This window comes from Flagellimonas spongiicola (assembly GCF_023502425.1).
Taxonomy (GTDB): Bacteria; Bacteroidota; Bacteroidia; order Flavobacteriales; family Flavobacteriaceae; genus Flagellimonas; species Flagellimonas spongiicola.
Genome location: NZ_JAMFMA010000003.1, coordinates 282311 through 309060, shown reverse-complemented (window position 1 = coordinate 309060; position 26750 = coordinate 282311). Strand labels below are relative to the sequence as shown.

The 26750-nt window shown below is 40.8% G+C and carries 20 protein-coding genes; 5 read left to right on the top strand and 15 right to left on the bottom strand.

Going from position 1 to position 26750, the window contains the following annotated elements; translation table 11 throughout:
* On the top strand, positions 1-330 hold the full coding sequence (locus M3P19_RS12890) for an L-rhamnose mutarotase (RefSeq protein WP_249658097.1): 330 nt from the start codon (positions 1-3) through the stop codon (positions 328-330).
* A gap of 18 nt (positions 331-348) precedes the next feature.
* On the top strand, positions 349-1509 hold the full coding sequence (locus M3P19_RS12885; RefSeq protein WP_249658096.1) for an alpha-hydroxy acid oxidase: 1161 nt from the start codon (positions 349-351) through the stop codon (positions 1507-1509).
* Between the two features lie 7 nt (positions 1510-1516).
* Here M3P19_RS12885 and M3P19_RS12880 read toward each other — a convergent pair whose 3' ends face one another.
* The 3 genes from M3P19_RS12880 to M3P19_RS12870 all read right to left on the bottom strand — a co-directional run bounded on the left by M3P19_RS12880 (position 1517) and on the right by M3P19_RS12870 (position 5229).
* A complete protein-coding gene (locus tag M3P19_RS12880) occupies positions 1517-2407 on the bottom strand; it encodes an AraC family transcriptional regulator (protein ID WP_249658095.1) in 891 nt (296 codons plus the stop codon).
* Between the two features lie 136 nt (positions 2408-2543).
* The gene (locus M3P19_RS12875) at positions 2544-3851 is read right to left on the bottom strand and encodes a sulfatase family protein (protein ID WP_249658094.1); all 1308 of its coding nucleotides are present in this window, start codon (positions 3849-3851) and stop codon (positions 2544-2546) included.
* A gap of 4 nt (positions 3852-3855) precedes the next feature.
* Positions 3856-5229 (bottom strand): sulfatase, encoded by a 1374-nt coding sequence (locus tag M3P19_RS12870; RefSeq protein WP_249658093.1) that lies wholly within the window; start codon positions 5227-5229, stop codon positions 3856-3858.
* Between the two features lie 244 nt (positions 5230-5473).
* On the opposite strand from M3P19_RS12870, the gene M3P19_RS12865 reads away from it, so the two are divergent.
* Positions 5474-6025, top strand: a complete 552-nt coding sequence (locus tag M3P19_RS12865; protein ID WP_249658092.1) for a Crp/Fnr family transcriptional regulator — start codon at positions 5474-5476, stop codon at positions 6023-6025.
* 67 nt (positions 6026-6092) lie between these two features.
* Complete coding sequence (locus tag M3P19_RS12860) at positions 6093-6524, top strand: DoxX family membrane protein (protein ID WP_249658091.1); 432 nt, start codon at positions 6093-6095, stop codon at positions 6522-6524.
* Positions 6525-6622: 98 nt separating this feature from the next.
* On the opposite strand, the gene M3P19_RS12855 is transcribed toward M3P19_RS12860, so the two are convergent.
* The 5 genes from M3P19_RS12855 to M3P19_RS12835 form a co-directional block, all read right to left on the bottom strand.
* Positions 6623-7834 (bottom strand): hypothetical protein, encoded by a 1212-nt coding sequence (locus tag M3P19_RS12855; protein WP_249658090.1) that lies wholly within the window; start codon positions 7832-7834, stop codon positions 6623-6625.
* A gap of 132 nt (positions 7835-7966) precedes the next feature.
* Complete coding sequence (locus M3P19_RS12850) at positions 7967-8749, bottom strand: outer membrane lipoprotein-sorting protein (protein ID WP_249658087.1); 783 nt, start codon at positions 8747-8749, stop codon at positions 7967-7969.
* Between the two features lie 24 nt (positions 8750-8773).
* Entirely contained in the window at positions 8774-11152 is a 2379-nt protein-coding gene (locus tag M3P19_RS12845; protein WP_249658086.1) for an efflux RND transporter permease subunit, read from the bottom strand.
* A gap of 169 nt (positions 11153-11321) precedes the next feature.
* Complete coding sequence (locus tag M3P19_RS12840; RefSeq protein ID WP_249658085.1) at positions 11322-11921, bottom strand: TetR/AcrR family transcriptional regulator; 600 nt, start codon at positions 11919-11921, stop codon at positions 11322-11324.
* Positions 11922-11983: 62 nt separating this feature from the next.
* The gene (locus M3P19_RS12835; RefSeq protein ID WP_249658084.1) at positions 11984-13030 is read right to left on the bottom strand and encodes an alpha/beta hydrolase; all 1047 of its coding nucleotides are present in this window, start codon (positions 13028-13030) and stop codon (positions 11984-11986) included.
* A gap of 95 nt (positions 13031-13125) precedes the next feature.
* Here M3P19_RS12835 and M3P19_RS12830 point away from each other — a divergent pair, with 95 nt between their 5' ends.
* A complete protein-coding gene (locus tag M3P19_RS12830; RefSeq protein ID WP_249658083.1) occupies positions 13126-14379 on the top strand; it encodes an NRAMP family divalent metal transporter in 1254 nt (417 codons plus the stop codon).
* 5 nt (positions 14380-14384) lie between these two features.
* Here the strand turns inward: M3P19_RS12830 and M3P19_RS12825 are convergent, their stop codons facing one another.
* The 7 genes from M3P19_RS12825 to M3P19_RS12795 all read right to left on the bottom strand — a co-directional run bounded on the left by M3P19_RS12825 (position 14385) and on the right by M3P19_RS12795 (position 26616).
* Positions 14385-16331 carry an OmpA family protein gene (locus M3P19_RS12825; RefSeq protein WP_249658081.1) on the bottom strand — a complete coding sequence of 649 codons (1947 nt, stop codon included), beginning with the start codon at positions 16329-16331 and terminating at the stop codon, positions 14385-14387.
* A 2-nt stretch (positions 16332-16333) separates the two neighbouring features.
* A complete protein-coding gene (locus tag M3P19_RS12820; protein WP_249658080.1) occupies positions 16334-17317 on the bottom strand; it encodes a PorP/SprF family type IX secretion system membrane protein in 984 nt (327 codons plus the stop codon).
* A 6-nt stretch (positions 17318-17323) separates the two neighbouring features.
* Complete coding sequence (locus M3P19_RS12815; protein WP_249658079.1) at positions 17324-22030, bottom strand: Calx-beta domain-containing protein; 4707 nt, start codon at positions 22028-22030, stop codon at positions 17324-17326.
* A gap of 156 nt (positions 22031-22186) precedes the next feature.
* Positions 22187-23068, bottom strand: coding sequence for an ACP S-malonyltransferase (gene fabD, locus M3P19_RS12810; protein WP_249658078.1), 882 nt, complete (start codon positions 23066-23068; stop codon positions 22187-22189).
* A gap of 76 nt (positions 23069-23144) precedes the next feature.
* Positions 23145-23660, bottom strand: a complete 516-nt coding sequence (locus tag M3P19_RS12805) for a gamma carbonic anhydrase family protein (RefSeq protein ID WP_249658077.1) — start codon at positions 23658-23660, stop codon at positions 23145-23147.
* An 11-nt stretch (positions 23661-23671) separates the two neighbouring features.
* Entirely contained in the window at positions 23672-24403 is a 732-nt protein-coding gene (locus M3P19_RS12800; protein ID WP_249658076.1) for a LytR/AlgR family response regulator transcription factor, read from the bottom strand.
* Entirely contained in the window at positions 24394-26616 is a 2223-nt protein-coding gene (locus M3P19_RS12795) for a histidine kinase (protein WP_249658075.1), read from the bottom strand. Before M3P19_RS12795 ends, M3P19_RS12800 begins: the two co-directional genes overlap by 10 nt.
* Positions 26617-26750: the final 134 nt, after the last annotated feature.

Sequence of the window (26750 nt, the reverse complement as noted above, 5' to 3'; positions counted from 1 at the left end):
ATGAAACATTATGCTTTGGCTTTGGACTTGAAAAACGACCCAGAATTGATTGCTGAGTACAAACAATTCCATAAAAAGATATGGCCAGAAATTGAGCTGAGCATCAAAGAATCAGGTATTGAATCAATGAAAATCTATCTATTAGGCAACCGCCTTTTTATGACAATTGAAGCACTTGATTCCTTTTCATTTGAAACCAAAGCGGAAATGGATGCCAACAACACCGTTGTGCAGCAGTGGGAAGAACTTATGTGGAATTACCAACAAGCACTACCCATGGCAAAACCAGGTGAAAAATGGTTGCTTATGGAAAAAATATTCGAACTTTAGTCAATACCTATTGCATATATGGCGCAATCCGCATCTATAACCATAAATTCCAAATACCCTTCCATTTCGGATTTAAGAATGAAGGCTAAAAGGAAAATACCCAAGTTTGCATTTGAATACTTGGACGGCGGCTGCAATGAAGATGTTAATCTAATCAAGAATACCGCAGAAATACGTCAGGTAGAGCTCACACCTTACTACATTGAAAAGCATGAACATTCCAATATGCAGACCGAACTGTTTGGACATATCTACGATGCTCCATTTGGAATTGCACCTATCGGTCTTCAAGGTTTGATGTGGCCCAATGCACCTGAAATTTTAGCCAAAGCTGCATATGAACATAATATCCCTTTTATCCTCAGTACCGTAACTACAAGCAGTATTGAACGAATTGCAGAATTAACACATGGCCGTGCATGGTTCCAACTGTATCACCCCGCCAAAGATGAGTTAAGGGACGACATTCTAAAAAGGGCAGAAGATGCTGGCTATCCCGTCCTGGTTTTACTTTGTGATGTTCCAACATTTGGATTTCGTCCGAGAGATATAAGAAATGGCTTATCCATGCCTCCAAAGATGTCAATCAACAACCTTATTCAAATCTTGGGCAAACCACATTGGGCTATACAAACATTAATACATGGCCAACCCAATTTTGAAACTTTACGCCCTTATATGCCCAAAGGATTGGATTTGAGTAAACTTGGTAAATTCATGGACCAAACTTTTTCCGGCAGATTGAATGAGGATAAAATTGGTGCCATTCGCGATAAATGGAAAGGTAAAATTGTGCTAAAAGGCGTCGCCAGTGAAAGTGATGCCGAAAAAGCAATTAAACTTGGATTAGACGGCATTATAGTTTCCAATCACGGAGGCAGACAGTTGGATGCCGGTGAATCCACTATTAAACCTTTAAATCGTATAGCAGAAAGCTATGGATCCAAAATAAAGGTCATGATGGACAGCGGAATACGATCAGGCCCGGATATTGCCAGAACCTTGGCTTCAGGCGCCGAATTTACTTTTCTTGGACGATCCTTTATGTATGGCGTAGCAGCACTTGGCAAACAGGGAGGGAATCATACCATTTCATTGCTAAAAACAGAATTGCAACAAGTAATGGAACAAATTTGTTGTGAATCCATAAAGGACTTACCTAAACATTTGGTAAAGTAGATGGATGTTAATCCGATAAGGAAGATTTTCCTTGATTGAATTTTTTGATGTAGTCCGATGGCGAAATATTCATGATATTCCGAAACTGCCGATTAAAATTTGAAATGTTGTTGAAACCGCTTTCATAGCAAATCATTGAAATACTATATTGGTTTTCTTGTAGCAATTGACATGCATACCCTACCCTCAATTCGTTGACAAACCTGGAAATTGTTTTACTATTCATTTTTTTGAAGTATCTGCAAAATGAGGATTTATTCATACACGCAATATCCGCTAGCTTATCCAGTTCTATATTTTCCTTGAAATTGCAATAAATGTAATCGTACACCTGGTCCATGTTGTGGTTGGTATCCGTCTGATTGCTATTTGCCGTGCCCTCAGCAGCATTGATTACGCTATACCCCTTGTCTTTTCCCAAAACCATTAGTAGTTGCAGCATCGCGATGATTTTTTCAAAATTTCCCATCTTGAACATCGCAGTGATACGCTTTTCAACCACACTTTTTAAGCTGGAATCGAATTTGATGGCTCCTTTTGCATCCTCGAAGAAACTACCCAATTCTGAAGCCTCCGGCAATTTTAATATATCACTTTCCATTAAAGCCTTATCAAAATGAATAACCAAGGATTCAGCTTTTAACTTGGAACCTTCTTTAAAATACCTTTGGTCGTTCAGCAACATATGGGGAACATTGCTGCCAAACAAAAAAACATCTCCTGGCTCAAAGCGTTCCATGTCGTTGCCAAGAAAAATAACCCCAGAACTTTTTTTGATCAGCACCAATTCAATTTCGGGATGGTAATGCCATACCTTAAAAAAATAAGGAAATGAATGCAGTTTTTCGGATAGTGTCCGATTCAGGCGATTGGTTCTATCGACTAATTGAGGTTTCATAGGTCACAACAAATCACACCTACTCCAGGGATAGGTACGCCTGTCTGTTTTTTAGTTGAACTTTGGTTTAACCCTTAAAGTTAATTCAACAATATGCAGTAAACAAATAATGGAAACTCTATAACATCTTTGTACTTCATTGATAACTTTCCAAAACTTTCTGAAAAACCGAAACCCGTTGTTGAACAAACGAATCTTGTGCATTAACGTTCAATGGTTGCTTTTCCATTCTATCTTCATTTAGATTGTACAACTCCCCGTTGTTATAATACTTCCAGTTTTTATCCTGGACGTAACGCTTTGGTTCAAATTTTCCCCAGTTCGGACTATAATCACAGAAAATCCAATCCCTTGCTTGACCTTTTTCATTGACCAATTGTGGATAAAAACTTAACCCATCCGTTTGATTCACATCTAGTTTTTCACCTTTAGCAGCTTCAACGAGCGTAGGCAAGAAATCCGTAAAGTCCACCAAGTTATCATTACTGCTTTCTGGTTTTATTTTACCCTTCCAATGGGCAATAAAAGGCACGTGGGTTCCTGCTGCAGTTGTATATCCTTTATCGCCTTGAATAGTATCCTCATAAAATCGTGAGATTACATCCCTGTCCGTTCCGTTGTCTCCAACAAACAATATCAAGGTATGCTCTTGAATTCCTAGAGTTTCGGTATGATCTATAATTCTTCCAACCAGCTTATCCATATAGGTGACCATCTCTCCAAAATATTTTGGATCATTGGTTTTGGAAGCATTATCAAAATGGGCGAATTCAGGATTTTCAGGTGTCGGAACAAAAGGGTCATGCGTCAATACCATGGGGTAGTATACAAAAAACGGATGCTCCCGATTGGTTTTCATAAATTCCTCGATATGATCAACGAACAGATCAGGTCCGTACTTATCCTTGAATTCCACAACACCTTTACCTTTGATGCTAACAACTGGGGATTTATACCTTGAGCCTAAAGTATCCACTTGCCATAAACAATAATCTTCAAAACCGGCTTCCTCCGGTAAGGAACCAATTTTATTGCCAGCCAACTCTTGCTGATACGTATTGCCGAGTAACTGCCATTTTCCCGCCACATAAGTCCTATAACCCAAATCTTTCATATAATGGCCAAAGGTTTTCTCCTGTTTGTCCAACAGACCAAAACCTATATAGTTTCGAAAATTGTACTTACCCGTCATTATTTGCACTCGGGAAGGGGTGCATAGTGGAGTCGAATAGCAATTTTGGAATCGCATTCCCTGAGCCGCCATTTGATCTAAGTTGGGTGTCAAATAGCTATTACTGCCATTTACACCAAGGGTTTCGTACCCTAGATCGTCCGCCATGATCAAAATAATGTTGGGCGGACGTGTTTCCGTGGAAGATTCGTTTTTAGAATTGCATGAAAACAAGAACAACAGTATAAAACCAAAAAATCCAAGCTTTTCCATCACGCTAATTGATTTTATAGGTAATTCCAAGATCATTGGTTCGGACCTCAACCAATTTTTGGACTAATCTATCCTTAAACCATTTGACTTGTTGGGCATATTCAGGCAATTGAGCCAGATTATGGAATTGTTCCGGGTCTTTTTCCATATCGAACAACTCGATGCCTAAAGCGGCATCTTCCCCATATTGTATATACGCCCATTTGTCATTACGCAATAAAAAGGTTTCGCCATTTTGGGTTACGGAAAACGCCATATCCCTGACTTCATGTTCAGGATCAGTCAAGGTTTGAACCAGACTTTTGCCTTGCAAGTTTTGGGAATAAGGCAACCCAGCTAACTCAGCAACCGTTGGATACAAATCCAATAACTCAGCAAATGAATGGCAAATCGCAGCCTTTTTCCTGGGTACCTTTATAATCAAAGGCACCTTAGCGGATTCTTCCTTGACACTCACTTTCATCCAAAATTCATGTTCTCCCAAATGAAATCCATGATCAGAAGTAAATACAACAATGGTATTGTCATCCAAACCCTCTTCTTCTAACGTTTGGAGCACCTTGCCTACCTGCCTATCCATATAGGTGACCGACGCATAATAGGCAGCAATCGCTTTTTGTTTCTGAACATCGGACATTTCAGCATTCTTACTGGTCACATAATTGATTCCCTTCTCCGGAATATCATCCCAATCTGATTCAAAATTGTGGGGCAGTTTTATATTCTGAAAAGGATAGGGTTCAAAATCCTCCCGTGGGGCAACAAACGGTACATGGGGACGTACAAAACCAACTGCAAGAAAAAATGGTGTGTCCTTATGTACCCGTAAAAGTTCCGATGCCTTTTCCGCGGTTTTCCCATCGGCATGCACCAAATCGTTTCCATCTGCTTTCACAATGGTCATTACATTGCCACCTTTTATGGGTTCAGACCCATCTGGATTGTTTTGAACCAATTCACCGTCACCAGGGGCTTTCCATTCCGGACCTTGGCTATTGAAACGCTCAGTCCATGAGGCAGGGTCATCCGTGCCATCCGAACCTAATTCAATATCAATTGGCACACCCATATGGTAGATTTTGCCTACCCGTGCTGTGTAATAACCTTTGTTCTTGAATAATTGCGGCCAAGTTATACGTTCATCCCCAATATTCTCACGCCCACTCACATAACCATAAGTTTGAGTGGCATTTGGATAGTAGCCAGAGAGAAAAGATGCTCTTGACGGACCACAAACGGGATATTGACAGTAAGCTCTGGTGTATCGTGTTCCTTGAGCTGCCAATCCGTCAATATTTGGCGTATGTATCCGCCCATTGCCATAGGAGGAAATCGCCGTAGTGGTTAAGTCATCCGATATGATAAAGAGCACATTCATTTTGTTCGGCTTACTGCAACCAAACACTATAATGAAGACTATAAGGGAGCATACAAGTTTAAGGTTGATTCGATACATAGGTTTGGTTTAGTGGTCATTTTAGCTACCGTGAATTTACAGGAATTTCAAATAGTATGACAACATTCATTCCGTGTTAGATTCCCGTTAAAACTTACTTTGATCCCATGCGTAACTTTTATCTTTGAAGTATCAATTTTTTCGCAAACTTTCACCATCTATTCTTATGAATTTCAACCAATTGGATGACATTGTACCTTTGGATTTGATTGGTACGATCTTTGGGGCCATGAAGCACAAAAAATTACCAAAAACCCATTTACTTCATGAAGCTGGCACCATCTGCAAAGACATTTATTTTCTTCAATCTGGAATGGCAAGAACTTATTTTTACAAAGAAGGGAAGGACATTACAGTACATTTGGCTTCTGAAGGTGAAATCATTACTGCTGTGGACAGCATTATTAGTTTGAAAAAAAGCAGATATAGTGTTGAATTGCTTGAGGACAGTGAATTATTCTACATCTCTTACCAAGATTTACAAACAATACTCTCCAATCATCCACAATACGAAAAATATGTACGTTTGGTGCTGGAGCGCATGTATACAGAAGGCGCAGACCGAATTGAGGAATTTCTATTTTTCACGGCCAAGGAACGTTATGACAACTTACTAAAAACACGTCCGAAATTAATTCAACGTGTTAATTTAGGGCATATAGCATCCTATTTGGGTATGACTCAAGAAACCCTGAGTCGAATTCGGAGAACCGCATGATTTTTTTGACAATTGTCAAAGATTTCGGGATTTTGTCCGGTTAAATTTGTATCAAAATCTCAACATCATGAATGTGAAATACATCAAATTATTTTTACGGTTAGCACTATCATCTGCTTTTTTATCTGCAGTGGCTGATCGACTTGGTTACTGGCCAGATGAGCTTTCAGCTTGGGGCAATTGGGAGGCCTTTGAGGCTTACACCCAATCCATTAACCCATGGTTTCCTAAAAGCACAATTCCAATTGTAGCAATTGTTGCTACCGTTTTGGAAGTACTATTTGCGCTTCTGCTTTTGGTTGGATTCAAAACAGAGCTTATTGCCAAACTATCTGGATTATTACTACTACTTTTTGCGTTGGCAATCAGCATTGCCTATAATGTAAAAGGTGCGTTTGATTATTCTGTGTACTCTGCAGCTGCAGCGGCCTTTGCACTATCCACAATCCATTCAAAATACTTAGAACTGGATTCTTATTTGAGTTCTTCAAAAGAATAGCCTTAAGTTCATACCAAATTCAAAAGCCCTGATTTAAATCAGGGCTTTTGATTGGAATTGCCTATGTTCTTGAGTTAGTTTATATGTGGCAATACATTTTAAAAAAAACGAGAGATTGTGAACCTCAAAAAACTATCTTCACTAAAGTTGGATAAAATCAATTCGTTGGGTTCAATGGCACTAAAAATACGTGCTTCCAGTTCCATTCTCCAGTTGGAACCGAATCGTCTCGACCCTTCTACACTGAAGATTTTACTGCTGGATTCCAAATCCGCAATACCTCCAATTAAAATGGATGTATCCTGTACATCATTGAAAGCAATTCTACTACCAAAAAAAACGTCATTTTGAAGTGCGGTAAGTGCAAGTTCATCACGTTCGTCGAATAAATATTCACCCAATAGCCCAATATCTAGTCCATTACCGTCAATATTGCTAAAGGTATATTCCAAGCCAGCAACCAAAGCGATGAAATCCTGAGCGTCCGCATTTCTATAGATGGATTCAAACTTCCATAGGAAGGCATCATGTGTTATCTGCAAATCAAGTCCTGTTTGATGAATTACCGGATAGAATGCATTTATGTTTCCAAGCGCATCAAAAACAAATAAAGGTTCCCTACCGGTTCCATAAAAATGAGAAAGCCCCAAATCGAAAATCCCAAAATAGTGTTTCCAACGTATTGCCAAGTCTTGACGCCATTCTTTGGCGCCACTTTCATACCCTAAATCGTCCTTATCTATAACTGTCCCAAAACGTAATCGTCCTTCCTCGCCTGCAAATGTGCGTTTTCGATGGTAGGGCAAATAAAAAAAATCGAAGGTTCCAAAATTCTTGGTGATATAGCTAAACTGTGCCATGGGTTGCCCCAATTTCTCTTCCCCGTCAAAAGTCTCAACCGCATCTGTTTGGTTTATGATATCAACTAGGTGATTACTTTCAGCTACCCCCCAATAGACTTTCTTTAAACCTAAACTTAGTTCCCAATTATTCTTTGCCTTTTGGTAGTACAATTCACGAATGTCCCAATGTGTACGTTTATCATCCCTATCCAACCTTAAGAAACCAGTAAAGTTTATACTCTCATATCCTTTGTTCCATTCCAAAGTATATTCTGGTCTTATGGCAATAGACGGGTAATGGTCCTCCTGACCTGGAAATTGGGCATTATCCATAAAATAGCGGTACTCTGCTTCCAATTCCAGTTCCAGGTCATGTATGGGCTTTTCTTTTTCTTCTTGCGATTTCCCAACAAACAAACCAAGAAGGAAAACCATTGCAAAAATCGTGTTCTTTCCAATTTTTCGCATATCTAGATGGGGTATTATTGAGATGCCATAACCAAGGTATACAAGCTTTCTTCTTCATATGATCATAACTAACACTTGTACGCGAACAGTTCCTCGGTCATGGCACTCATTCAGACAAAAATGGATCAAGGATTACCTCCCTGCCCTTTTCAATGCAACTTCTGTAAAATCCTCGTCAACCAATTCAGAACCAAAATTGTATTCGCTGAATTTCAACAAAGTTTCTTTGTTACTTTGATGATTGACCATATTAAGGCTCAATGCCCTCCAAAACTTGTTTTTGTAAAGTTTATAATCGCTGTAATCCAAAGTCTTCAACAACGCATTTTTACGATCATAGAATTCAATCTTTTCCAAACGATACCCTTTCCCTTTGTTATAGGTCGCCACTCTTCTTGTATAACCTGATTTTGGATCAACTGGGTCCTGTTCCACAATCAACATATCTCCATCTTCCTTTAGAAATTTATAAGCGTATTTTTCCACTTCTTGGGATGAGAGGTCTTCGTAGGCGAACTCGCTACCTACAAATGGCCCTGATTTGTTGTTTGATGAAATTCGCTTCACTCTTTTGATTGAGGGCAGATATAACCACTGATCATCCGCACCTACTTTATGGGTAAAGGTCAGTGTCGCTGTACCCTTTACGTCTTTAGGACTGTCAAAAACTATCAGCGATTTATCACCATCCTCAGTCAGTTCCAAAGTACGTGTTGTCAGGTAGCGTTCACTGGTCTGACCATTTTTATTCTTTAAAGTCATTTTGAGTTCCACAATGGAACTTCCGAATCCCTCATCCGCTTTTTCTGCGGCCTTTGCAATTTGTAATCCGCGTTCCTCCGACGACTGGCCGTAACTCATGGAAATAGCCAATATTGCTGTAAACGCTGCTGTAAAAATTCTATATTTTTTCATGCTGTATAATTTGAATGTTACTGTTTATTTATCCAATTGAACTTGTACGTGTGACGGTGTTTCCACTTTACCCTTGTCCCCACTTACCAAAATTAGAAGTGAGGGCAACAGGATGAAGTCTATGATCAGTGCCGCCAAAATGATGATTACTGTAATACGGGCCATATAACTATTCAAGGCAAAACTTGACGTGGACAGAACAATAAATCCAGCTAACAACACAGTTGTTGTAGTCACCAAAGCCTTACCCACGGTTTCAAATGCATAAATAATTGCATCCTTGGCATCATAACCCAATTCACGTCTTGCCCTTAAGAATTTGCTCATAAAATGCACGGTATCATCCACAATGATTCCTAAGGTCATCCCAAAAACGATGACCATACCAGTGTTGATAGTACCTTTTAACAAAAACCACAGTCCAAAACCGACTAAAACTGGTGTCACGTTTGGAATGATGCTGAGTAATCCTAATTTCACGTTTCGCAGTGCAATCATCAACACCAATGAAATCAATAACAGTGCAATGATGTTTCCTTTGAGCATGCTATCTGCTTGTCTAAACCCAAGTTTTGAGAACATCAAAGTAGGGCTCACTCCTATTGAATTCATAGCTTCAGGAGTGTTGTCCCTAAGCCACTTTTCGGAGCGTTCTGCAAATGCAATCATTTCTGCGCTTGAATTGTTCTGAAGTGTTACGGTTACCCTAGATTCTGACTTGTCCACATTTATTTGATTGTTTAAGTCCAGGCCAAAAGGCAATGACAATTCGTAAAGTAGCAGATATTGTGCAGCCTCCTCGCGATTCTCAGGTACCTTATAAAAAGATTGATCATCCCCATGCATAGACCTGTTTACTCTTCTGGCCACCTCACTAAATGCGTTAACATGCACTACTTCGGGTTGTTCTTCCAACCAATCTTCAAAATCATTAAGTTTTTGAAGATATTCCGGGTTGTTGATTCCACCACTTTCTCCACTTCCAACTGAGAATTCAACATTGTAAAAACCCGTCAGGTTTTCGTTTATGAAATCACTGTCCTGTCTAAACTGAACCGTGTTATCAAAGTATTCCACGAACTCATCATTGAACACATTTTTAGTGGCCAAATAGGTTAACATTCCAATTATGGCTAATGAAATGACGGTCAATTTAACAGGCTGCCGAACAACATACTGTCCAAGCTTAGCGTAACCACTAGTAGTTACTTCTTTATTCGTTTTTACTGCTTTAGGTTTCCATATTGGAAAAATGGCCATTAATGCAGGTAGGGTTGTTGTTGAAAATAAAAATGCCATAGTCATTCCAAAAGCCACGATGTTACCTAAGTCCCAAAAAGGTGGTACATCCCCATAGTTCAGGGTCAAGAAGCCAATAACCGTGGTCAAACTAGTGATGAACACAGGCATAAAATTCAACCGCATGGATTCTACCAGTGCTGCCTTCTTGTCCAGACCATCTTTGCGCCATTTCTGGAGATAGGTAATCAAGATGTGTATACTGTCCGCAACGGCAAGCGTTAATATCATTGTTGGGAAAACAGCTGAAGGCGGTGTTAATTTGATACCATTGAGCCCAACAAAACCAACCGCACTAACAATGGAAAAGATTACCACAAATAGCGTGGCTATTGTAGCGAAAATGTTTCGCGTAAGAATCAAGGTGACAATTATTACAATAAGCAGCATGACCATGGTCAACATTAAATCCTTTTGGGAGGATTCAAAAAATGCAGTGTTCAACGGTACCAATCCCGTGGTGTACACATCAAACTCCGGATGTTTTTCCTGAAATTTGGATATCATCTCCCTTGTAGCAATAGTAACTTCCGGGATTTCTTTTGCACTATCCTCACCAGGTAACCGAACAGTGATATTGATTGCAGTTACACTACCTTCCTCATTGATGATTCGATGAACAAGTAAAGGTTCCTTCAGTGCCTTTTCTCTGATGCCTTCAATTTCTTCATTGGTTTTGTTCGCAGAATCATAAGAAAGGTCATCAACATATAAATCATCCCCTACCGCACTGGTATGTTGAAAATTGGTAACAGCATCTACCCTTGATGAATAAGGCGTATTCCAAGCTTCAGCTGTAAGCTCCTCAATCGCAATAAGGTTTTTCCGGGTAAAAATGTCACCATTTTTAGGTGCTAGCACAACAATTATATTGTCGTCCTTGGTATACTTGTCCTGTAAAGCGTCAAAAGCTTCCAATTCAGGGTTTGATTCGCTAAAGAACACATGATAGTCCCCATCAAATTCCATCTTACCCTGGGATCCGAGTCCCATGGCAAGTAGTAAAGTCATAATAAGTACGGGCCATTTGTATCTGATCACAAAATTTGCCCAGTTCTTCGCAAACGCGTTTGCGGCATTTTTGGTTTTTTTGATTGCATTCATTGATTAAGGTTTATTGAGATGTTTTTGAATTGACGAATTGTCAAGATGTTTTTGGACATGTTTTTATATAATTGTCCGGTCAACTTTTTATTTATACTAATGCTACATAGGTAAGTAATTAATTATTATAATAATTGACCAGTCATCTATTGGATGGTCAAAAAAAAAATTAGCTGAACATAAAGGTTCTTAACATCGACATAAAATTGTCTATTGGATAAGCACTTTGCAATTCCTTCATTGAAACCATGGCTCCTTTGCCCGCATCTTCAAAAAAAGAAACTACATCCTTAGCGTTCAATTCTTTACTGATTTCACCTGCTTCTTGAGCTTCAATGACCACTTCTGCAATCGCTTCATGAATCATCTTTTCCTTGGTTACTATCGAATTCCTGATTTTTTCGCTGTGTTCTGCCATTTCACTACCTAAATTACAGGCCAAACAACCCATTTTACAATCCAATTCTTCCAGCAAGACATTGTTTCTGAATTGATAAAAGTTTAAAATTCTTTCTTTGGGTGAAAAATCAGTATTATCCAATATTTTTTTTGCCGGTTCAAAATGTTCCCTGAAGTACACTTCAAGAGCTTTCACAGCAAAATCCTCCTTGCTATCAAAATAAAAGTAAAATGATCCTTTCGGCACTCCCGCTGCCTGAACAATATCGTTGACGCTGGTGGCATTGTATCCTTTGGACCACATCACCTCCATGCCTTTTTCCAGTAATTGACACGATTTTTGCTCTCCTTTTGCTGTCTTCATCTCCATCGCGGCCACAAATATATGACCAGTCGTCTAGGTTTCCTATTTTCTAATAAAACTTTAACAAATTACAAAATTTCCTTTATCAACAAACCATTATTGGAACCCGTTGATATGACTTCCAATCCCAATACTTCCATTAGAAAATTATTTGTGGCGATTTGCACGGATTCCAAATCCTTGGATGTCAAATAACTTGTCATTACATGATTACCAGTTTCCGCAAAAGCCTCTTTACGTTTCAGATTATTAGGTGTACCCAATTGATTGTACATTTCAAGCATCGCCGGAACGGAAACCACTTGGTCCTGCAATGACTCATTCTTATAGTAATAGCCAAGGAAAACAGGTTGTTTAATATTTTGAAAGGTTTCTGGAACCATGGTGTTATCAATTAAGGATTGCAACTGTGTTAATGACTCCAACCTATAATTTGTAGTCCAGTATTTCTTTTTCTCCGTGGTGGATTTAAATTCATGATAGTTACTTTGTTTAACCAATCGAGCCAATTGCAAACCCCAGGGTCCCGAGAGCAGTTTTGCATTTGGGTCATAAATTTTAATGTTAGGTGAATACAATATAATTGCCGCAATATCTGGATCACCTTGAGCCAAATGTAAAGCCAATGTCCCTCCCGTTGAGGTGGCCATTACAATCACCTTTTCACCCATCATTTTTGCTACGGCAATGGCCTCTTTTGCTGAGTTGATTACGGCATCTGATGTTATGTTCATCATTGGTTCTTGTTCATCCAAACCATGGCCTGCCAACCTTGGCAAATACAGATTACAACCAAATTTCTTAGCCGTCTGTATATGAATTGGGTTACCTTCCATCCTACTCGCAGACCAACCGTGCAAGTAAACGATGCTATATGTTGTCTTGGCTGGAATACTATCAAACCAAATGATTTTGGCCGCATTGTCCGATTTTATGTTACCAATTGAAGCTTCATTTTCAGCAATTTTCCGCTCCAAATCCTTCAGGTTTGTAGCCACATTAGGAAGCGTAATATCCAAATTTGGTTTATTCACCTTAGGTCCCATTAGGTAACCAACAATCAGAATTGCAATTAATATGAAAAATCCTTTTAGCAGTTTCTTCATGAGCTTCATCTAGTTAAGATTTTATTGGAATCAATAGCGATTTATCATTCATTTGTACGAAGAAGCATAAATATACTATTTTAGACACACGTACTTTTCACTACATGTCAAAATTAAAAACGCTTCTCAGAAACCTAGGACCCGGTTTACTCTTTGCAAGTATGGCCATTGGTACCTCCCATTTAGTACTATCAACAAAAGCCGGTGCCCAATATGGTTGGGTCATGGTAATTCCGATTGTTCTCGCCAATATTCTTAAATATCCATTTTTTGAATTTGGTATTCGATATACTTCGGTAACGGATCAAAGTTTGATTCAAGGTTATTTGAATTTAGGTCGAAAGTATTTGTGGATATACGCTTTGGTTACCGTGGTTTCAACATTTACAATTCTCGCCGCACTTTATATTGTTACTGCCGGACTATTGATGAACTTGTTTGACATTTCGGGCGTAAGTGAAGGGGTTGTAGCCCTTTGTTTATTCGTTTTCATAGGTACAGTTTTGATTATCGGTAAGTACCGGTTTTTGGAAAACTCTTTAAAGGCCGTAATCTCCATCTTGTTCGTAGCGTTACTTATTACAACAGTAATGGTTTTGAATAAAGGAGCAGTTCCTGGAGCTGAAACGTTCCAAAGACCCGAAATTTTCAATGAAGTTGGCATTCTGTTTTTGATTAGTTTGGTGGGCTGGATGCCAACAGCGGTGGAAGCTTCTGGTTGGGTGAGTCTTTGGAGCATGGAAAACCAGAAAACCATGAAAGAAAAGCCAACCCTTAAGGAATCGTTACAGGAATTCAATGCAGGCTATATAATGACCGCGTTATTGGCTGTTTTCTTTTTGATCATAGGTTGGATGACCCTGTATGGCACTGGTACAGAGTTAAGTGGAAATGCCGTGGTTTTTGCTGATCAGGTAGTAAATCTTTTCACTACCCATATTGGTAATTGGGCGTATATATTGATTGCGGTTGCCGCATTCGCAACTATGTTCAGTACATGTATGACCGCACATGACGCGGTTTCTCGTGTCAGCTTGGATGTACTTCAAAAACTATTTCCAGATAAATCTATTTTTAGTAGTAAGCACTCCTTTGCGGTTACTGTAATTTTAATGGCACTGATCAACTGGATTGTAATTGTAGGGTTTGGTGCCAACATGGGGAATTTAGTAGCACTGGCAACCTTTGTCTCCTTTGTTATGGCTCCTTTAGTTGGGTGGATGAATTTGAAAACAGTGATGGGGAACGATGTACCCGAAGCACAGCGACCTAAAATGGGATTGCAGATACTTACTTACCTAGGAATGATATTTCTATCTTTCTTTGCCCTTTACTATTGTTGGATACTTTTAGTTTAAGCATTTCAATCAAACATTAGATTATCGTTGAGTACTACAATCAATGTTCGCTGATTTTGTTTGTGTAGGAATTCTAAACAATATACCCCATTGGTACAATTATTCAATATTTTATCTTCCCCATAGCCAATAGAATATAAAATATTACCTGCTGGTACGCCCTTTCCAATCAAATAGTCCTTAACCGCATCTGAACGTCCTTGGGTGAGTCTAAAATTAGTACTACTGCCACCACGGCTATCGGTATGAGTTTCAATTCTCAGTTGTGCTTGAGGAAATTCCTTTACGAATGCGACCACCTTATCCAATTCTTGGGTAATCTCAGGTGTAAGCTGTGTTCTACTCCGAGCAAAAAAGAATTCATTCAGTTTTACTACTTTTTGATTTTCCTTCTCTTCTACAAGATCATCATAGGCGGATATGGAAACATCCGTATTATTACCTTCAAGCGCATCCAATTCTTCTTCCGAAAAATACTTTTCTTTAAATGAATAACGATCCTTATTGGTAACCAACTTCAATTCGTTTGTCCAAGGTATTTCCATACGATAAGTACCATCTGTGGCAGTAAAGGTTTCTGATAATAGATTTCCTTCAAGACCCAAAAGCCTAACTTCCGCCCGCTCAACTGCTTCACCAGGGTCGTTCGTTTTAACAACACGACCTTTAAAAATCAATGTCTTGAGTCCTGGCTTTTTGTCCACTTTAAAGCCATATAGATCATCATTTCCTTTTCCTCCAAGTCTATTAGATGCAAAATAACCCAGCATGCCCTCTTCGTGATCTCTAATTATCAATCCAAAATCATCCTTGGATGAGTTGACACCTTGACCCAGATTTACTGGAATGCTAAATGTATCGCCCTCAATATTTGACTTATAAATGTCCATTCCACCTAAACCATAGAAAACATCAGATGAAAAATAAAAACTATCATCAAACAGATAAGGTGCTATTTCATTACCAGGGGAGTTAATTCGTGGACCTAGATTTATAGGTGCTGACATTATTTGTCCTTTATTCGTGTGTACATAATATATATCCGTTCCGCCATAGCCATAATCAAAATTGGCAGAGAAATACAATTTCTCGCTCTCTTCATCATAAAATGGGTAATAAAAAGAAGTGCTTAAATCCTTGAGCAACATACGATGTGGGCCATTTTTAATCTGCATCCCAACGGCCAAGGAGTTTTTTCCATTGGAATCGAATGCCAATTCCCCATTTTGAGTATTAGACAACACATAGAATATACTCTCCAATTTTTCGGAATAAAAAGGAGTGGCCTTGTGATAATTGGAAGATGGAATTCCCGTGAATGGCATTGCAGCGTTTATCTGGCCATCAGAGCTCAATTCCCCTTCATATATGTTCAAGTATCCTTCACCCGTTGGAACATACCGGAATTTTTTGTCTTGTGACCGACCACTGGAAAAAAGCAGTTTATCACTATGAAAGGAAGGCGAAAAATCTGATTGAGGACTATTTCCATTTAAATTGAAAATCTTGAATTCAGTTTCAGAAATACTATTTGCACCATTCAATAATTGGTTGTTGAACTCAAGGTTCTCCATAAATTCTGTTTCAAAATTGGAGAATTTAGTAGCCAAAATCGCTTCAATTCGATTCTTACTGGATGTCATTGATAAACTTTGAAGCATTTTATTGAAATGGTGATTCCCCATTGGGATTTCCTTCTCATACAATTCAAAATAGGTCTCTGACGCTTTTTGAAAGTTATCGATATTAAAATATGCTTCTGCTAAATTCAAAAACTGTTCTGGTGTCAATGTACCTTTCAACATCTCCGATTCATAGGCCATTACCGCCTGACCATACTGATACTGAAAAAAATAGTCGTCTCCTTTCGATTTTTTACCTTGCCCGTAACCTACCAGGCCAATACATGAAAAGGCTACTAACGAAAAGCAAAATGTTTTAATCTTTGACATAATCAGAAAAATCTTGGCGAGTCAATTTGTTTAGGTTTACCCTTTAGGTTTTTATTTTTATTTCTTGGCCCTCGAGCAGTTCCCTCTCTACCTATATAAAATTTCAATACTGCTTCATGAGATCGCCCGGAAAATTCACCGAGACCATTCGTATTGTAATCATAAGTGTATCCTATGAAAAGTGAATTGGATATTTGAAATCCTGCCAATCCACTTACCGCATTATCAAATCTATAAGCCCCACCCAAGGTAAATACATCCAAAAATTGAAAATTCGCAGATAGATTTACTGTAACTGGTGCTCCACCGAGTGAATTCAGCATAAATGCTGGTTTGAACTTAGTCCTATCTGAAAGTTGAAAGACATAACCTCCAATAAAATTGTACTGAAGCTTGTCCTCAACTATGGTCGCTACTTCATCGTTGTATAAGGCGTTGGTTAGGAAATTAGGAACGGACATCCCCAAATACCAATCATCCTCATACAAAAATAAACCGGCACCCACAGTTGGATAAAAATTACTAAAATCATTGCCAAGGATTGCCGGATCGGATGGATCCACAAAACTACCTTGAGAATAATCAAGACTTAAAAAAGACCCACCAGCAGACATACCAAAAGACAACTTTGCGTCATCAGATAAATTGATTTGATAACTATAAGCCATGTTGGCATATGTTTGTTTGGATGGTCCCAGCTCATCCAATACCACATTTAAACCCAATCCCATACGTTCATTGGAAAACGGCACATTTGCGCCAAATCGCATTGTAGTTGGAGCCCCTGGGATATCTACCCATTGCGCACGATATAAGCCAGAAATATCGGGATGCTCAACGGTTCCAACATAGGCCGGATTAAAGCTCCCAATATTATACATGTATTGTGTATACTGGGGTTCCTTTTGTGCCCATGAAAAGCCTACAAAGGAAACCAAAGTCAGTACGAACAATCTGTATTTTACAAAACTTCTGGTTTTCAACATCCGTAATTATCTAATTATTTGAATCCATCCTTTTGATACTTGGCTTCCATCGCCTTCAAGATCTAACACATAAAAGTAAGTGCCTTTGGGCAAATCCCCATTTTTGCCTTTGCCTGACCACGTGCTGTTATATCCTTGCATTTCAAATACCGAATTGCCGTACCTGTCAAAAATCTCTAAAGTATTATTTGGATAATTTTCGTGATCAACCAATATCAAGGTATCGTTGATACCATCACCGTTATTGGGAGAAAAAATAGTACACAAGGTTCCCGGCGAGGTGCACTGTTCCTGATTTGCCGTAATCGAAACTGATGCTGTATCATTACTGGAAACACCATCATTAGGAAATGAACTAATGATACTTGCCGTATTCTGCAGTGCTCCAGAAACTACCACGGTTACCGTAATTTGTAGTGTCATAGTCTCTTCAGGTGCCATTTCATCTATTGACCAAATACCTGTTAATGGATCATACACACCATCCGATGAGGAATGGGATACATAAAGGAATCCAGAATTACTATCGATCAGGTCTTGTACTTCAATATCCAAAACGCGATCCATTGTAGTGTTTTCCAATGTGATGGTGAAGATGATTTCACTTTGAATCAAAGGCGTGTCATCATCAACTTCCTTGGTAATCGCCAAATCAATATCTGGAGGATTACAAGCTGGCGTTAGAAAAGGGTCACAACCATCTAGGGGATTAGTAGCTTCTTCAGGCACCAATGGTGTACTTGGGTCGTCAATTACCAATACCTCTTCTCCATCTGTTAAACCATCTCCATCAGTATCTGGGTTATTTGGGTCTGTCTCTAGGTTGCTTTCTTCCCCATTGGTCAATCCATCACCATCATTATCTACGATACAATCACTTACCAAAATTGTGACTTGCACTGACGTATTTGTACATGGTGCAATAGCGCCCGTAGTAGTAAATTCAAACACGTAGTCACCAGAAGGCAGTCCTTCAAAATCAACAGTATTGTCGCCATTAATTACCAGGGCTCCACTAGAAGGATCAGTTACAACGGCCCAATTTCCAGCATCTTCTCCAGTAAGCGTATCATCTAAATCCAATATTGTTGGACCTCCATTTCCGGCTGCATTACACGCTATAGTATTGCTTGGTACACCTGTCGATGGGTTTGGATTTATCGTTGCAATTACTTCTGTTCTTATCGAGGTACATCCATTGGCTGTAGCTTCCACAAAAAAGGAAGTAGTTTCCGTTAACGAAGGTGTTTCAAAATTTTCCCCTGTTCCCAAGAAATTTCCATCAGTGGCACTATCGTACCAATTTAGCACCGCATCATCAGAAGTTGAAGCTGTTAATGTTAACACCCCTGGACCACACCTATCATCGCCAGAAGAAGTATTGACTACTGGTGTAAGATTCAATGTTAAAGTAACCGTTAAAGTTGGGCTTGCACAACCGTTGACACTGTCATAGAAAAAACCAAAATAGGAACCTGGCGCAGCCACATTGCTACTTCTATGTGCAATGGTCTCCAATGGGTCAGGGTTTGTACTCCAAGTCAGGACGCTCCCAACAGGTGCGGTATTAGTTACGTAATCATCTAAATCAGCAGCAACAAGATCACAGAAATCTGTAGGTTGGTCCGTATCAAGTACTGGAGCACTATCCCCAGCATTACACGGTGTTGAGCAATCGATTACTGATATGGTCAAAACTGAATTTTGATTCACACAAGGTGCTTGTGCCCCAGTTGTAGTGTAGGTAAAATCATAATCTCCTTCTGGTTGACCGTTAAAATCGACCACATTACCAGCTCCAATATTGATTGAAGCACCCCCTGGCGCACTAGACAAGGACCAATTTCCTGCATCAGCACCGGTCAATTGATTATCCAAATCCACAGTACTTATTCCATCCGCAGCATTGCTGCAACTAGATACGTTTGTTGGTGTACCCGCAGAAGGCGTTGAGTTTGCGACTATATTCACCGTCAATGTTGGACTGGCACAATTATTCAATGCATCGTAGAAAAAACCGTAATACGTGTCAGCTGTATTTACTGTACTTGTAGGTAAAAAATCACCTGTTATTGCAGTATTGGGGTTGGTACTCCATCGTAAGTCTGAACCTGCTGGAGGAACACTTAATGTGTATAAATCCAAATCTTGGGAAAATGCATCACAAAATTCAGTAGGTATTAATCCGTTAAGGGTTGGCGCTATAGTTCCTCCGGCACAACCATCCTCACTCTCAATCGTTACGGTGGCATTGTTAGGTGATCCTACAGTATAACCTGTTCCACCGGCTAATGTAACAATGACAGTTTCATTTACTTCGATTAATAAATCATTAACTGGAGTCAATGTTATCGTCGCGGTCTGCGCACCGTTGGCTATGCCAACACTGGCACCTATCGCATTGTAGTCTCCTGCTCCTGCTGTGCCCCCCACCGTATAGTTCACCGTGATCGTTCCTCCGCTGGTGTTCACCGCGTCAAGGCTTATTTCGTACTCCCCCGTGGTCACTCCCGCCTCAGTGGCCGTGTCGTCCGTGGCCGTGATCGTGGCAACAGGGTCCGCTGCAACGTCCTCGCTCTCTATCGTGACCGTCGCATTGTTGGGTGCTCCGACAGTATAGCCCGTGCCCGCCCCCAAGGTGACGATGACCGTCTCATTGGGCTCAACATCCGTGTCGTTAACAGGGGTCAATGTTATCGTCGCGGTCTGTGCACCGTTGGCTATGCCAACACTGGTGCCGATGGCATTGTAGTCACCTGCCCCTGCAGTACCCCCCACCGTATAGTTCACCGTGATCGTTCCTCCGCTGGTGTTCACCGCGTCAAGGCTTATTTCGTACTCCCCCGTGGTCACTCCCACCTCCGTGGCCGTATCGTCCGTGGCCGTGATCGTGGCAACAGGGTCTGGAGCGACATCCTCGCTCTCTATCGTGACCGTCGCATTGTTGGGTGCTCCGACAGTATAGCCCGTGCCCGCTCCCAAGGTGACGATGACCGTCTCATTGGGCTCAACATCAGTGTCGTTCAACGGGGTCAATGTTATCGTAGCCGTCTGTGCACCGTTGGCTATGCCAACACTGGTGCCTATCGAGTTGTAGTCCCCTGCCCCTGCAGTGCCCCCGACAGTATAGTTCACCGTGATCGTTCCTCCGCTGGTGTTCACCGCGTCAAGGCTTATTTCGTACTCCCCCGTGGTCACTCCCGCCTCCGTGGCCGTGTCGTCCGTGGCCGTGATCGTGGCAACAGGGTCCGCTGCAACGTCCTCGCTCTCTATCGTGACCGTCGCATTGTTGGGTGCTCCGACAGTATAGCCCGTGCCCGCCCCCAAGGTGACGATGACCGTCTCATTGGGCTCAACCTCAGTGTCGTTAACAGGGGTCAATGTTATAGTCGCGGTCTGCGCGCCATTAGCTATTCCAACACTGGTACCTATCGCGTTGTAATCCCCTGCCCCTGCAGTGCCCCCCACAGTATAGTTCACCGTGATCGTTCCGCCACTGGTGTTCACCGCGTCAAGGCTTATTTCGTATTCGCCCGTGGTCACTCCCGCCTCCGTGGCCGTATCGTCCGTGGCCGTGATCGTGGCAACAGGGTCTGGAGCGACATCCTCGCTCTCTATGGTGACCGTCGCATTGTTGGGCGCTCCGACAGTATAGCCCGTGCCCGCTCCCAAGGTGACGATGACCGTCTCATTGGGCTCAACATCAGTGTCGTTAACAGGGGTCAATGTTATCGTCGCGGTCTGTGCGCCGTTGGCTATGCCAACACTGGTGCCTATCGCGTTGTAGTCCCCTGCCCCTGCAGTGCCCCCGACCGTATAGTTCACCGTGATCGTTCCTCCGCTGGTGTTCACCGCGTCAAGGCTTATTTCGTATTCGCCCGTGGTCACTCCCGCCTCCGTGGCCGTATCGTCCGTGGCCGTGATCGTGGCAACAGGGTCCGCTGCAACATCCTCGCTCTCAATCGTGACCGTTGCATTGTTGGGTGCTCCGACAGTATAGCCCGTGCCAGTTCCCAAGGTGACGATGACCGTCTCATTGGGCTCAACGTCAGTGTCGTTAACAGGGGTCAATGTTATCGTAGCCGTCTGTGCACCGTTGGCTATGCCAACACTGGTGCCTATCGCGTTGTAGTCTCCTGCCCCTGCAGTGCCCCCGACCGTATAGTTCACCGTGATCGTTCCTCCGCTGGTGTTCACCGCGTCAAGGCTTATTTCGTACTCCCCCGTGGTCACTCCCGCCTCCGTGGCCGTGTCGTCCGTGGCCGTGATCGTGGCTGTATAATCGTCATCATTATTGATCGTACCCAACCCTTGGCTATCAGTGATTGTTCCCGCGGTAGTACTTATCAAATCAACCGTTAAAGTTTCATTACCCTCAACTGTAGTATCTTCAGTAGTGATAATAGTTATTTGCCCACTACTGAGACCATCGGAAATGGTGAGTACATCATCATTGTCCGTATAGTCATTATCCGCTGTGGTTGCCGTACCGTCATTGGTTTCAAAAGTAATGTCTGTATCACCCACACTAGGTGCAGAAAGCGTTACGGTAAATACCAAATTATCTCCCTCAGCTTCCGTTTCATCGCTAATTGTGATATTCTGGGCATATGCATTTACGGAACACAGAATAATTAACAGACCAAATACAAATGATTGCTTACCCAAAAAGGAATTTTGAATTTTCGTAGCACTTTTCAAGAAGGTCAACATTGCCTATTTTAAGATTTTTGATAGGGTTTTTAGGCCATCGTCGGTAGGTTATTTGGGAAGAATCAATATTACTAAAAATTGAAGGAAAGCACCAACTTTACAGATTAAATCTAGCTTTCTTGGGTGAATTACCCAATTGGGTCAAAAAATCAAGAATTAAACAGTCGCTAAGGAAGTTTCAGCACTTGAATCTATTTTCCTGACCAAACCTTGAAGTACTTTACCGGGACCAACCTCAACAAAAGATGTAGCACCATCTTTAATCATCTGCTGTATACTCTGCGTCCATTTTACAGGGGCGGTCAATTGAAGAATCAAATTTTGCTTGATTTCTTCAGCACTAGTTACGGCAGTAGTCGGTACATTTTGGTAAATTGGACATAAAGGATTATTAAAATTTGTTGCCTCGATGGCAGACGCCAATTCTTCCCGAGCTGGCTCCATAAGTGGAGAATGAAATGCACCGCCAACAGGTAACATAAGCGCTCTACGCGCACCTGCTTCTTTTAATTGATCACAAGCTACCGTTACTGCATCAACATCACCTGAAATCACCAATTGACCTGGGCAATTGTAATTTGCTGGAACAACAACGCCGTCAATTCCAGCGCAAATACCTTCCACTACATTATCTTCCAAGCCTAAAACAGCCGCCATTGTACTTGGTTTTAACTCACAAGCCTTTTGCATTGCCATAGCACGCTGTGAAACCAATTTCAAACCATCTTCAAAATTGAGGGTACCGTTTGCAACCAAGGCCGAAAATTCTCCCAATGAATGCCCTGCGACCATATCTGGTTTGAACGCATCACCAAGTACTTTACTCAATATTACGGAATGCAAGAAAATGGCCGGCTGGGTAACTTTCGTCTGTTTTAAATCTTCTGGAGTACCTTCAAACATAACATCGGTTATAGAGAAGCCTAGGATTTCATTTGCGTCTTCAAAAAGCTCTTGTGCCACTGGATGGTTTTCGTAAAGATCTAATCCCATACCCACAAACTGGGCCCCTTGTCCTGGAAATATATATGCGTTCATTTGGTGTAGTTTTAATTCCGCTAAAATAGGGTATTTTGTTTTCTCAATCCTGCGGTTTTACGGAATACTTGTTTCTTCATTCTTCCTTAAACCATCCAGAATAGGTAATGTACGCATTTGCAATACGATCTATTTCCCCAGCGCTGAGTTCTGGGCTGATATCCTTTATTTTTTTCGCTGGCATTCCAGCGTAGATTGTCCCGCTTTCAACATGTGTTCCTTTGGTAAGGACAGCTCCAGCAGCAATGATTGAGTTACTTTCCACGATACAATCATCCATTAAAATACTTCCCATCCCAACGAGTACATTATCTTTTATGGTACAACCATGGACTATTGCGTTATGGCCAATGGAAACATTGTCCCCTATTGTAGTTGGAGACTTTTGATACGTGCCATGGATTACTGCACCATCTTGTACATTTACCTTGTTACCCATTTTAATGAAGTTCACATCGCCACGTACCACGGCATTAAACCAAATGCTGCATTGGTCTCCCATGCTGATTTCTCCAACCAAAGTTGCGTTCTCAGCGATAAAACAATCTTCGCCAATTTTAGGGGTATTCCCCCTAACTGATTTTAGTACCATAGTTATCTGGTTTATTGAAAATATGAAAGTAATGTTGCTTTTTTAGATGCGGAGACGGACAATTCCTTGCCATTGGAAAGGACCACACTCCCACCCTTTCCTTTTTTATATTTAATAACCTCTCCCACATTTACGAGATAGGATTTATGAATGCGGGCAAAGGCATAATCGGACAAGGCATCTTCAAAATATTTCAATGTTTTGCTCACCAAGATTTTCTTTTTTTCCAAATAAATCTCGGTATAGTTGTCATCTGCTTTACAGAAGTAAATATCGGAAACATCCAAAACCTGAAAACCATCTTGTTGCGGAATTGTGATCTTGCCTTCTGCCTTTAACGGTTTTGCTTGAAGAACTTGACCTTCTAATGCATCTTCTTTCTCTTTTATTTCGTGGACGTATTCCACAGCTTTAATCAATTCATCAATATTGATGGGTTTCATCAGGTAATACGCGGCATGATTGTTTAATGCATCAATTGCATAATGGTTATACGCTGTAACAAAAACCGTCTCAAACGTTCTTTCCGGCAGCTTATCCAACAAATCAAAGGCATTCCCAAATGGCATCTCAACATCCAAGAACACCAGATCCAATTCGTTTTGATTTATCAACTCCAAGCCTTCAGCTATATTTGAAGCTTCCCCAAGTAGCTTTACATTAGGGCAATATTTAGCCAGGTAATTTCTTAAAATTTCCCTGCTATTCGCCTCGTCTTCAACAATTATAGCCTTCAACTCCATGCGTCTTTTTTCAATTTCAACACTACTTTAGTGCCTGTTGTGTCATCATTTAAATCTGAAATGGAAACAGCTACTTTATCCTTGTACATCTCATTCAATATCTGAATCCGTTTTTTGATATTGCCCATGCCTTTGGATTTTTGCTTTTTTTGGTTTTCGGTTTTAAGGGCGGCCGATTTTTTCCTTCCTATGCCATTGTCCTCAATCGAAATTTCCAAAACATCCTTGGTTGCCTCTTGAATGTTAATATTCAAAAATCCTTTTTCTTCTTTATATCTGAGTCCATGCCAAATTGCATTTTCTATATATGGCTGTAACAACATTGGTGGGATTGAGAACGCTTCAATATCCAATTTTTGGTCGATTCTGATTTGGTAATCGAATTTATCTTCAAAACGGGAATGTTCCAATTTTACATACAGCTCCAACAGCTCCAATTCTTTACTTAATGGGATAAAATCCTCCTCCGAATTTTCTAGCACGCTGCGCATCAAAACCGAAAAATCGCTTAAAAATCGATTGGCACTTCGTTCATCACTTTTGGCAATGAAATTGTTCACCGAGTTCAATGCGTTAAAGATAAAATGGGGGTTCATCTGAGTTCTCAATGATTTTAAGGCCAAGAGATTGTTAGCCAGTTTTTGTTGTTGATTGGTCCTGTAAAATAGAAACGCCATCAACGCCAATAACATCATCCCAAAAAGCAATGAGTAGATGATCCATTTTTGCCGTTTGCTGGACTCCTCATATAATTGCTGTTCCGTCACCGCCAAGCTATACTTACTTTGGGAAAGTTCCCGTTCTTGTTCCAGAGTGGAAATTCGATTTTGCTGGGTTGCTATCTCTCTATTAAACCGTGCTGCCCTAGAAATTTCTTGCTCCTTGCGCGCATACAGGCTATCTACAACGGCAACATAATCCTGATACGTCTCCAGCGCCTTGGTAAAATCGCCTTTGTATTTGTACACCTCGGAAAGTCTCCGAGTCGCATCTTTTTGTACTACCAAATCGTCTTCATTGTCTGCCTCCACAATGCTTCGCTGCAAATATGGAATAGCTTCATCCAACTTATCCTGTGCTATATATGCCCTACCAATTTTATAATTGATTTGTTGGGAAGTAATCGTGTCCGGTAATCCGATGTCACCACTACTTTTGTTCACGGTTGCCGCAGGTAATTGCTGCAATTCATTAAGACTTTGCTTGCGCAACTGAATTTCATCATCATACCTGTTTTTCTCATTATAGAAATCGGCTACTTTTTCATTTTCCTGAATTTGTCGTTCTGGCGCAACTTCCTTGGATAGATTTAGGGAGTTATTAAAAAATCCTTCGGCTTCGATGATTCTATTATCACTGGCATATGCATCAGCTATCTTGGAGTTCAAATCAATCACTTTTGGTGAGATTTGATTTTTTTGGGCAATCTGAAGTCCTTCTTGGTAATAGTCCAGAGCTTTGGTAACATCCCCTTGCCCTTTGTAAGCATCGCCTAATCCCTCATTGATCTGAACACGTTGATAGGGTACCAAACCATTAACATCCACTAAGGGTAACAATGTGGACTCCGCCAAATCATATTGGTTATTCAAATTATAAGCCTGACCCAGGAGCAATTCAGTTTTGGCAGTACGTCTTGCCGCCAAAGCATCTTTCAAACTGCTAATGGCCAAGTCATATTGCGCATGATAGAGATAGATTTCCCCCAAAGCAAATAATGAATTGGACAATTGAACCCTATCCGCACGTTTTCCTAGTTGCGCAATGGATTGGGTAATAAAATCAACGCTTTTTTCCAGATCTGACCGCTTATAAGCATTTGCTGAATCCAAAAGTTGTTGATGACTATCCTTCGCTTTAGAAACTGTATTAGTCCGTTTATTTTTTTTCTGAGACCTGGATGCTTCATATCCTTTTACATAGACAACTATGTCTTCATCCGAAGTTACTTGGTGACGTACCGTTTCAAAATCCTGACTTTCAAAAATCAGCATATCTCCGACAGCCGCCCTAATAACAAATTCTCCTTGACCATTGGTAGTTGTATAATAACCCGTATCTGTGGAAACTTCAACCCCAGGGACCGGCATGTAGTTTTCCTTTCCTTTTACCGACCCTTTGATTTGCACCAATTCTCTTCGTGTTTGTTCCTGGGCCATTCCGTAAAAGGAAAAAACCAGAAACACAATCCATATGTATGTCTTCTTACCCATGGTAGCAATACTGATGTAAACTTAGTTCATCCAAAGCGTAATAGAAAATGGCCAAAGCTTAATTGCAATCCTTTTTACACACCAATATCCGGCTTTACAAAACCATACTTCCCGGTCACTCATCCAAAATGACT